Origin of the sequence: Synechococcus sp. R6-5, assembly GCF_047461775.1 — a bacterium.
Taxonomy (GTDB): domain Bacteria; phylum Cyanobacteriota; class Cyanobacteriia; order Thermostichales; family Thermostichaceae; genus Thermostichus.
On sequence record NZ_JANSHV010000394.1, the window covers coordinates 1 to 540 of the forward strand.

General features: G+C 59.4%; 1 protein-coding gene. It reads left to right on the forward strand.

Annotated features, from left to right (window positions below):
• Positions 1-82 precede the first annotated feature (82 nt).
• On the forward strand, positions 83-540 hold a 458-nt coding region (locus NW818_RS13945; protein ID WP_414424898.1), incomplete at its 3' end, for a hypothetical protein.

Genomic DNA, 540 nt, shown 5'->3' on the forward strand with positions numbered 1-540 from the left:
GTCATTATTGTCGCCGTCATCGGTGCGAGCGCATTGATCCTCTGGCGCGCACCATGGCGACGTCCGCCAGGAACCTGAGCGTGTGATCGGCGTCGGCGTGGTCAGGCTCGCCTCTCGGTGGAAGAGTTCCGGGGGAGATGAGCGGTTTTCTGCATTCCTGTTTGCAGGAGACCCATTAAGTGCATCGTTTCTGATTACATGCTATGGACAATACCGCCAATTCTGGCGTATACTCGTGACTATGCTGATGCGTCGTGCGTTTGCCAGAGTCTCGCAGTTCATGCTGAGCCTGATGCTGTTCCTTGCACCTGTGCTGGCAGTGCAATCGGCGCAGGCGCAGACCCCGCTCCCGCCACTGGTGTTTGTGGCGCGTAGTCGCCTGGCAACTGGCGATTACCTCTTCCCCCGCGATGTCGGTCCGGCGGGGCACATGATTACCGGTATCACAAAATTCGCTCCCGGCTCGAAATTGCTCATCCGCGATCAGAGCGGGCAATTGCGCGTGCTCATCGATACGGCGCGACCGGCTGGCGATCCGCT